The sequence below is a fragment of the Microvirga vignae genome, from assembly GCF_001017175.1.
In the GTDB taxonomy this organism is placed as follows: domain Bacteria; phylum Pseudomonadota; class Alphaproteobacteria; order Rhizobiales; family Beijerinckiaceae; genus Microvirga; species Microvirga vignae.
Window position 1 is genome coordinate 780 of record NZ_LCYG01000075.1, and the last position, 7,825, is coordinate 8,604.

Sequence of the window (7,825 nt, forward strand, 5' to 3'; positions counted from 1 at the left end):
TCCTGGTAGTGGAGGTGCATCAGCCCATGCGGGGACGACAGCACGCCCGCGATCCCGTCCTGGATGTGCTCGCGCAGCCTTGCCTCAGGCGGTTGCGGCGGCATGTTCATGCTCAGGTCGATGACCGGGGATCCGGCAGGCGCGACCTCCTCCCGATCGGGAACTCTTCGCCGCACGTAGCTTCCGCTCCCCGTGTTGGCCTCGATCAGCCCCATCTTGCGGGCCTCGTTGAAGGCGCGGGTCACAGTGGTGAGATCAACCCCGAGTTCCTTCGCGAGCTGGCGCTGCGGCGGCAGGCGGTGGCCGGGCTTGAGCCGCCCGGACTGCACGTCGGCCAGCAGAGCCCCGGCGATGGCCCGGTACTTGGGCCCGCTTCCCTTCTCAAGCTGCGGCATCCAGGACAGCACGTTTGCTTGACCTTCTTGTCTTGTAAATATATGGCTCATGCACGACATACATGATGTGCGAAGCAGATTGACGCAAATCTCGACTCCTATCGACGGATCGGATCAGCCTGTGCACTTAGGCTATGGCATATTGTAGGGGCAGTCAATCCATACAATATGCCATCGCCCCGGGGGGTCCGGGGCGCGGACCTGAAGGATCAGATATGACCAAGACCCTTACCGCCAGGGAGGCCGTTCTCAAGTACGGCCTCAAGTGCCGCTGCCCCAGATGCGGCAAGGGCCGCCTGTTCAACGGCTTCCTTACGCTCGCCCCGCGCTGCGAGTCGTGTGACCTCGACTACTCGTTCGCCGACCCGGCCGATGGCCCCGCCTTCTTCGTGATGATGACGATGGCGGTTCCGGCAACCGCGTTCGGCGTGTGGATTGAGATGGCCTACGAGCCGGGCCTGTGGGTGCACCTGCTCACGACGCTGCCGTTCCTCCTGCTGAGCTGCGTGCCGACGATCCGGCCCTTCAAGGGCATGCTGGTTGCGAGCCAGTACTTCTACAAGGCCGAGGAGGGCCGCTTCCTGAACCCGCAACTGGCAGCGAAGAACGCACCTAATCCCTCTGGGTCCACCGTATCTGGCGGCTGAGCCATTCCATTCTCCCCTGAAGGCTGCCGCCATGTCTGATACCAACCCCTTGCCCGCGGGGCGGGTCCGCAACACGGCCCTGATCTGCCTCGCGGTCGCGGCCGGCATGCTCGGCCTCGCGTACGCGGCTGTCCCGCTCTACAACCTGTTCTGCACCATCACAGGCTTCGGCGGCACCCCGATGCTCGCCTCCGGGCCTGCCACCAAGGTGCTCGACCGTACGCTCACGATCCGGTTCGATGCAAATGTGGCACCCAATCTTCGCTGGCGCTTCACCCCCGAGACGCCGTCGATCAAGGTCAAGGTCGGCGAGACCCAGACCGTGACGTACAAGATCCAAAACACGGGTGATGCCCCGGCCACGGCCATGGCGACCTACAACGTCCTGCCGGAAATCGCGGGCAGCCACTTCATGAAGCTGGAATGCTTCTGCTTCCAGGAGAATACCCTCAGGGCAGGCGAGACCATGGAGGCAGCGGTGGTCTTCTTCATCGATCCAGCCATCGCGGACGACCCGGGCATGGCCGACGTGCACGACATTACCCTCTCGTACACGTACTTCCCGTCGAAGAACGGCAAGACCCTGGATGCATCGGCCAAACAGTAACTCGTCGCCGTTGCCCGAACGGGCGAGCGGGGCGGCGAGTTGGCGAGAAAGGGTTTCGACTTGGTCTCCATTGGGACTGACACGGGCTTCCTGCGGGCCGGAGCCCAAGCTGCCCTGGCGGCGGCACACTGAACCTCAGACACCACCCTGCATCAGCCCGTCCACTGCCGTGAGGAGCGCGCTATTCTCATCCTGCGTCCCGATCGAGATGCGGAGACTGTCGCGGAGCCGGTCCTGATTGAACCACCGGACGAAGATCCCCTCCCCCGCGAGTCTCCGCAGCAGCCCCTCCGCTGTGCCCGAAGAACCCGGCACTGTGGCCAGAAGGAAGTTGGCTTGCGAAGGCGCACAGGCGAACCCCCGTGCGGAGAGTTCCCGCACCATTCGGCTTCGCTCCGCGCGGACATATTCCCAGGTGCGGACCGCCTCCGCGCGATGGCGCAGGGCCGCTTCCCCAAGCTTCTGGGCCACCGCGTCCACGTTGTACGAATCCTTTGTCTTCGACAGCATGGGCGCGATCAGGCCGGGCGAGCCGATCCCGTAGCCCAGGCGCAGCCCGGCGAGGGAATAGCCCTTGCTCATGGTGCGCAGGAGCAGGACGTTGTCGAACTCTGATACCAGGCCAATGGTGTTGTGGCTAATTTCGGGATCGACAAAGTCGACATAGGCTTCGTCGATCACCAGCACGCCCTTGAAGGCACGCGCGATCGCCGCCAGCTCATCCACGGAGGTCAGCCGGCCTGAGGGAGCATGCGGATTGACAAGTATCGCCAGCTTGGCCCGAGCCTTGTTCCACCGCCGTGGGATATCCGCCGGAGCGGACCAGTCGGCGTGCAAGGGTACTGCGTACTTCGGGCTGCCGTGGATGGCCGCCAGCACCGGACAGAGCGAGTAGCTCGGGTCCGCCAGGCCGAGCGGAGCACCGGGCGGCAGGAACGTCGTCAAGGCTAACCGCAGGAGCTCGTCGCCGCCATTGGTGGCGATGATGTGATCCGGCGTCAGGCCGTGCAGGCGAGCAGCTTCGGTGCGGAACGCCCAGGCCGTGGGATCCGGGTAGTGTCGCAGCATCTCACCGTCGACTTCCTTCAGGGCTGCGCGGACTGCGTCACTTGGCGGAAACGGGTTCTCATTCGTGTTGAGCTTGGCCACCGCCCGGGTGGGCTGCTCACCCGGGACGTAGCCGGCAAGGCGCCGCACGTTCTCGCGCTCGAATGTCATGCCGCCTGCCTTATCCCAAGTCCGTGCGCCTGGAACACCGCCGTTAGTGCCTCAACGAGGTGATCCACCTGCTCATCGGTGTGAAGCGGGGTCGGCGTGATCCGCAGCCGCTCAGTACCGCGTGGCACCGTGGGGTAGTTGATCGGCTGGATGTAGATTCCATGCCGCTGCAACAACTCGTCCGAGATGCGCCGGACCAAGTGGGCGTCGCCCACGAACACCGGAACGAGGTGGGTCTCGGACTGCATCACGGGAATCCCGGCCTCCTTCAGGCGGCTCTTCACAGTGGCCACGACCTCCTGGTGGCGCTTGCGTTCGGAGCCGCTGGCCTTGAGGTGGGCCACGCTCGCCCGGGCCGCGGCCGCGACCGCCGGCGGCATCGACGTGGTGAAAATAAAGCCCGGCGCATGGCTGCGCACGAAGTCAATCAGCGGAGCCGACGCCGCGATGTAGCCACCGCCGCAGCCGAACGCCTTGCCCAGCGTTCCCTGGATCACCGTCAGGCGGTGCATCTGGCCCTCGCGCTCGGCCACGCCGGCCCCGCGCTCGCCGTACAGCCCGACGGCATGGACCTCGTCGAGGTAGGTCATGGCGCCGTAGCGCTCGGCTACGTCACAGATCGCTTTAATCGGGCCGACGTCGGCATCCATCGAGTATACGCTCTCGAAGCACACCAGCTTTGGCCGCGCCGGGTCGTCGGCTGCCATGAGACGCTCGAGGTGCTCCACGTCGTTGTGGCGGAAGATGCGCTTTTCGGCCTTGGAGTGGCGGATGCCTGCGATCATCGAGGCATGGTTCAGGGTGTCCGAGTACACGATGCAGCCCGGGATCATCCCCGCCAGCGTCGAGAGAGCCGCTTCGTTGGTGACGTAGCCGGTAGCGAAGACGAGTGCCGCCTCCTTGCCATGCAGATCAGCGAGCTCGCGCTCGAGCAGGACATGGTCGCGGGTGTTGCCGGAGATGTTGCGGGTCCCCCCGGCCCCGGTTCCCGCCCGGTCGATAGCCTCGTGCATGGCCTTGAGCACCGCCGGGTGCTGGCCCATGCCGAGATAATCGTTCGAGCACCACACGACGACGGGGTCGGACCGCCCCGAAGCATCGGCGAGCGGGAACTGCCCTGCCCGACGCTCCAGCTCAAGGAAGGTCCGGTAACGCCCGTCCGCCTTGAGATCAGCCAAGGACCCTCGGAAGAACTGGTCGGGGTCAAACCTGTCCGAAGGCGCAACGCTATGGGAGCTGAAGCGGGTATCCATCCATCTCTCCTGATCTTCCATGCTCATTGTATGGTCACACTAACCATACAAACGAGTCGTTGATACGTATAATCGCTGCCTTGCGATTCCGCCAGATGCCGAGCGAAATGCCGCATAGCCACGCCTCGACAAAATATGGCCTTTACACTGCGTGCAGGCATATGTATGGAAATTGCATGTAAGCGTAAACCATACAGAAAGCGCGGGGCATTGCGACCTGCAGTGACTCGCTAGCGTGTTGCATCATTCTCCCGTTCGACCGCAACACCATTGGAGATGAACCATGGAGAGCGCCCTAGTCACTGCAGCGGTTGTCCAAACCAACCCGGTCGAGTTCGATGCGACCCGCACGATCGAGAACCTGCCCGAGGAGCGCGAAGACCTCCGCCGCTACTTCGAAACGGCCATTATCACGGCCCGTTTAGGGAATATCCTGGTCGGGTTGGACCTTGACGGCGAGCTGATCCAAGTCGCTGGGCTCGACCGGGATGACATCGCCTACGGCGAGTACGACTTCGACGTCATGGGGCACCTTGCTCTCCCCAACGTCTTTCGTTTCCACGTCAACCAACAGGTCCAATCGATCATCGCCCTCTCATCCAAGGGAGAGCCCAATGTTTGACCAGTTCGACGCCCTGCTTCTCGCGCGCTTCCAGTTCGCGTTCACGATCTCGTTCCATTTCATCTTCCCGTCGTTCTCGATCGGGCTGGCGAGCTATCTCGCCGTGCTGGAAGGCCTGTGGCTCTGGACCGGGCGCGAGGTCTACCTCAACCTGTTCAAGTACTGGCTCAAGATCTTTGCCCTGGCCTTCGCCATGGGTGTCGTGTCTGGCATCGTCATGTCCTACCAGTTCGGCACCAACTGGGCCGTGTTCTCCGACAAGGCCGGACCGATCGTCGGACCGCTGATGGCCTACGAGGTCCTGACTGCTTTCTTCCTGGAGGCGGGCTTCCTCGGCATCATGCTGTTCGGCATGGGCCGGGTTGGGCGCAAGCTGCACTTTGCTGCCACGCTCGCGGTCGCCGTCGGCACCTGCATCTCGGCCTTCTGGATCCTGTCCGCCAACTCCTGGATGCAGACCCCGATCGGCTACACAGTCAGCGAGGCCGGGCAGTTCGTTCCCGAAGATTGGTGGGCCATCGTGTTCAACCCGTCCTTCCCCTATCGTCTCGTCCATACGGTGCTCGCCTCCTATCTCACGACGGGGCTGGTCGTAGGCGGTGTCGGTGCATGGCATCTCCTGCGCGAGCGCACCAATCAGGGCGCCCGGGTGATGTTTTCGATGGCCATGGGTATGGTCGCCGTGGTCGCCCCGCTCCAGATCCTCGTCGGGGACCTGCACGGCCTCAACGCCCTCGAGCACCAGCCCGCCAAGATCATGGCGACGGAGGGGCACTTCGAGAGCCACCCGCACGGCGCTCCCCTGATCCTGTTCGGCCTTCCCGACCAGGAGGCCGGCACGGTGCGCTATGCTATCGAGATCCCGAAGGCGTCCTCGCTCATCCTCAAGCACGACTTGAACGCTCCGCTGAACGGGCTCGACACAGTCCCTCGCGCCGACTGGCCCTACGTGCCCGTAGTGTTCTGGGCCTTCCGCATCATGGTGGGACTGGGCACTCTCATGCTCGGTCTCGGGGTACTCAGCCTTTGGGCACATTACCGTGGCCGGCTCTACGACTGGCGCCCGCTGCACTGGCTGGCGCTGGCCATGGGCCCCGCAGGCTTCGTGGCCGTGATCGCCGGCTGGGTCACCGCGGAGGTCGGGCGCCAGCCCTTCACAGTTTATGGCCTGCTCCGGACTGCCGAGTCAGTCTCACCACTTGAGGCCCCGGCTGTCGCCGCGTCGCTGCTGACCTTCATCGTCGTCTACTTCATCGTGTTTGGGGCGGGCACCGGGTACATCCTCAGGCTTATGGGCAAGCCACCGCACCGGGGCGAGACCGGACCTGAAGCTGGTCCTGACCACCCCATTCGCACCGCCGGCATCACCCCGGCTCCGGCCGTCGATCCGGACCGCACCCTCGGTACGGAGGCAAGATCATGACAGCCCTCCTCGATCTCCCCACCCTCTGGGCCTTCGTCATCGCGTTCGCGGTCTTCGCTTATGTGGTGATGGACGGCTTTGATCTCGGCATCGGCATCCTGTTCCCGTTCTTCGCCCCGGGACCGGAGCGCGACAGCGCCATGAACTCTGTCGCCCCCGTTTGGGACGGCAACGAGACCTGGCTGGTGCTCGGCGGCGGCGGCCTGATGGCAGCCTTCCCGCTCGCCTACGCGATCATCCTGCCGGCTCTTTACGCGCCCATCATCGCCATGGTGCTGGCGCTGATCTTCCGCGGGGTTGCTTTCGAGTTCCGCTGGCGCGATCCCGGCCATCGGCGCTACTGGGACTTCGCCTTCACGACGGGTTCCGTCGTGGCGACGCTGGCCCAGGGGATCACGCTCGGGGCCCTGCTCCAAGGCATCGTAGTCGAGGGCCGCTCCTATGCGGGCGGCTGGTGGGACTGGCTCACGCCCTTCAGCCTGTTGGTTGGAGTCAGCCTTGTGATCGGCTACGCGCTGCTTGGCGCGACTTGGCTGGTGATGAAGACCGAAGGCGCCGTGCAGGACCACAGCTTCCGTCTCGCGCGTCGGCTCACCTTCGGGATGATCGTGTGTATCGGCCTCGTCAGCGCGGCGACGCCGTTTCTCAGCGGGGCCTACTACGAGCGCTGGTTTGCCTGGCCGGAGGTGCTGTTCACCGCCCAGGTGCCGCTGCTGGTCGGTCTCTGCTCGGGAACGCTGCTGGTGAGCCTGATGCGGCGCTGGGAGTACTGGCCGTTCCTGCTAACGCTGGGGCTGTTCGCCCTCTGCCTTCTTGGTCTGGGCGTCAGCATGTTCCCGCACGTGGTGCCGAACGCCGTCACCATCCACGAGGCGGCGGCGCCGCATTCCAGCCTCCGGTTCCTGCTGGTCGGTGCGAGTGTCCTAATCCCGATCATCCTGGCCTACACCGGGTACTCGTACTGGGTGTTCAGGGGCAAGACCGGACACGAGGGATATCACTGATGACCAACGATCTCGAAAAGGGCTCTGCCGTGAGCCGCTGGCTGTGGTTCGTCGGCCTCTGGGCTGCCGGCGTCGGCACGACAGGAGCGGCCAGCCTCCTCATCCGGTTTTGGCTGACCTGAAGATCACGACAGGAAGGAAGCACATCCTTGAGCATCCCGGTACCCATGATGCGTCGCCCGCGCAGCCCCAACTTCTCCTCCGGCCCCTGCGCCAAGCGCCCGGGCTGGACACCCACGACTCTGGACGATGCGGTGGTCGGGCGCTCCCACTGCTCGAAGCCCGGCAAGGCGGAGCAGGCGCGGTTCGTCGCGGGATCGTGGACCTCCTGGAAAGGGAGGGCGTCGCCTACGACGTCGCCTCCTACCGCGACGCGCCGCCGGGTCCGCGCCTGTGGAGCGGGGCGACCGTCGAGGACGAGGACATGCAGGCGGTCCTGTCCTGGCTCGACTGGGCCTTCGCCCAGGTGATCACCCGAGCGGCAGCAGCCTGATAAACGCCGGGGCAAACCCAAGCCCGGACACCCAAGGTACAAAAAACATCCCGCCATAGGGGGCGTTCGGAATGTCTGACAACATCTCGCAGGATCTGAAATCGGGGGCGATGTTCTATCACCAGCATCCGCGCCCCGGAAAGCTCGAGATCCAGCCGACCAA

At 64.5% G+C, this 7,825-nt stretch carries 9 protein-coding genes and 1 pseudogene; 7 read left to right on the forward strand and 3 right to left on the reverse strand.

All coding sequences use genetic code 11. The annotated features are described in order from the left end of the window. Positions 1-407: GntR family transcriptional regulator (locus AA309_RS36820; protein WP_244470486.1), on the reverse strand; the 407-nt coding region annotated here is incomplete at its 3' end. A gap of 203 nt (positions 408-610) precedes the next feature. On the opposite strand from AA309_RS36820, the gene AA309_RS24715 reads away from it, so the two are divergent. Both AA309_RS24715 and AA309_RS24720 read left to right on the forward strand, forming a co-directional pair. Next, entirely contained in the window at positions 611-1,042 is a 432-nt protein-coding gene (locus tag AA309_RS24715; protein ID WP_047191695.1) for a DUF983 domain-containing protein, read from the forward strand. Positions 1,043-1,073: 31 nt separating this feature from the next. Next, positions 1,074-1,649: a cytochrome c oxidase assembly protein gene (locus AA309_RS24720; RefSeq protein ID WP_047191696.1), complete on the forward strand. Its 576-nt coding sequence runs from the start codon at positions 1,074-1,076 to the stop codon at positions 1,647-1,649. Between the two features lie 135 nt (positions 1,650-1,784). Here the strand turns inward: AA309_RS24720 and AA309_RS24725 are convergent, their stop codons facing one another. Both AA309_RS24725 and hemA read right to left on the reverse strand, forming a co-directional pair. Next, positions 1,785-2,867, reverse strand: a complete 1,083-nt coding sequence (locus AA309_RS24725; RefSeq protein WP_047191697.1) for a pyridoxal phosphate-dependent aminotransferase — start codon at positions 2,865-2,867, stop codon at positions 1,785-1,787. Then, on the reverse strand, positions 2,864-4,120 hold the full coding sequence (hemA, locus tag AA309_RS24730) for a 5-aminolevulinate synthase (protein ID WP_047191698.1): 1,257 nt from the start codon (positions 4,118-4,120) through the stop codon (positions 2,864-2,866). The genes AA309_RS24725 and hemA overlap by 4 nt, the downstream gene beginning before the upstream one ends. A gap of 283 nt (positions 4,121-4,403) precedes the next feature. On the opposite strand from hemA, the gene AA309_RS32490 reads away from it, so the two are divergent. From AA309_RS32490 to AA309_RS33535, 5 genes and pseudogenes are all read left to right on the forward strand, one after another. Then, complete coding sequence (locus tag AA309_RS32490) at positions 4,404-4,742, forward strand: hypothetical protein (protein ID WP_052954972.1); 339 nt, start codon at positions 4,404-4,406, stop codon at positions 4,740-4,742. After that, a complete protein-coding gene (locus AA309_RS24740) occupies positions 4,735-6,165 on the forward strand; it encodes a cytochrome ubiquinol oxidase subunit I (RefSeq protein WP_047191699.1) in 1,431 nt (476 codons plus the stop codon). Before AA309_RS32490 ends, AA309_RS24740 begins: the two co-directional genes overlap by 8 nt. Then, positions 6,162-7,169, forward strand: coding sequence for a cytochrome d ubiquinol oxidase subunit II (gene cydB, locus AA309_RS24745; RefSeq protein ID WP_047191700.1), 1,008 nt, complete (start codon positions 6,162-6,164; stop codon positions 7,167-7,169). Before AA309_RS24740 ends, cydB begins: the two co-directional genes overlap by 4 nt. Further along, positions 7,169-7,291 carry a DUF2474 domain-containing protein gene (locus AA309_RS35965; RefSeq protein ID WP_200902044.1) on the forward strand — a complete coding sequence of 41 codons (123 nt, stop codon included), beginning with the start codon at positions 7,169-7,171 and terminating at the stop codon, positions 7,289-7,291. The genes cydB and AA309_RS35965 overlap by 1 nt, the downstream gene beginning before the upstream one ends. Before the next feature lie 206 nt (positions 7,292-7,497). After that, positions 7,498-7,662: pseudogene (locus AA309_RS33535) on the forward strand (phosphoserine transaminase); the annotation flags it as partial. Positions 7,663-7,825: the final 163 nt, after the last annotated feature.

Excerpts from the sequence above, each read along its gene's own strand:
- AA309_RS24715 (WP_047191695.1), top strand. The coding sequence starts at position 611 with ATGACCAAGACCCTTACCGCCAGGGAGGCCGTTCTCAAGTACGGCCTC.
- AA309_RS24720 (WP_047191696.1), top strand. The coding sequence starts at position 1,074 with ATGTCTGATACCAACCCCTTGCCCGCGGGGCGGGTCCGCAACACGGCC.
- AA309_RS24725 (WP_047191697.1), bottom strand. The coding sequence starts at position 2,867 with ATGACATTCGAGCGCGAGAACGTGCGGCGCCTTGCCGGCTACGTCCCG.
- hemA (WP_047191698.1), bottom strand. The coding sequence starts at position 4,120 with ATGGATACCCGCTTCAGCTCCCATAGCGTTGCGCCTTCGGACAGGTTT.
- AA309_RS32490 (WP_052954972.1), top strand. The coding sequence starts at position 4,404 with ATGGAGAGCGCCCTAGTCACTGCAGCGGTTGTCCAAACCAACCCGGTC.
- AA309_RS24740 (WP_047191699.1), top strand. The coding sequence starts at position 4,735 with ATGTTTGACCAGTTCGACGCCCTGCTTCTCGCGCGCTTCCAGTTCGCG.
- cydB (WP_047191700.1), top strand. The coding sequence starts at position 6,162 with ATGACAGCCCTCCTCGATCTCCCCACCCTCTGGGCCTTCGTCATCGCG.
- AA309_RS35965 (WP_200902044.1), top strand. The coding sequence starts at position 7,169 with ATGACCAACGATCTCGAAAAGGGCTCTGCCGTGAGCCGCTGGCTGTGG.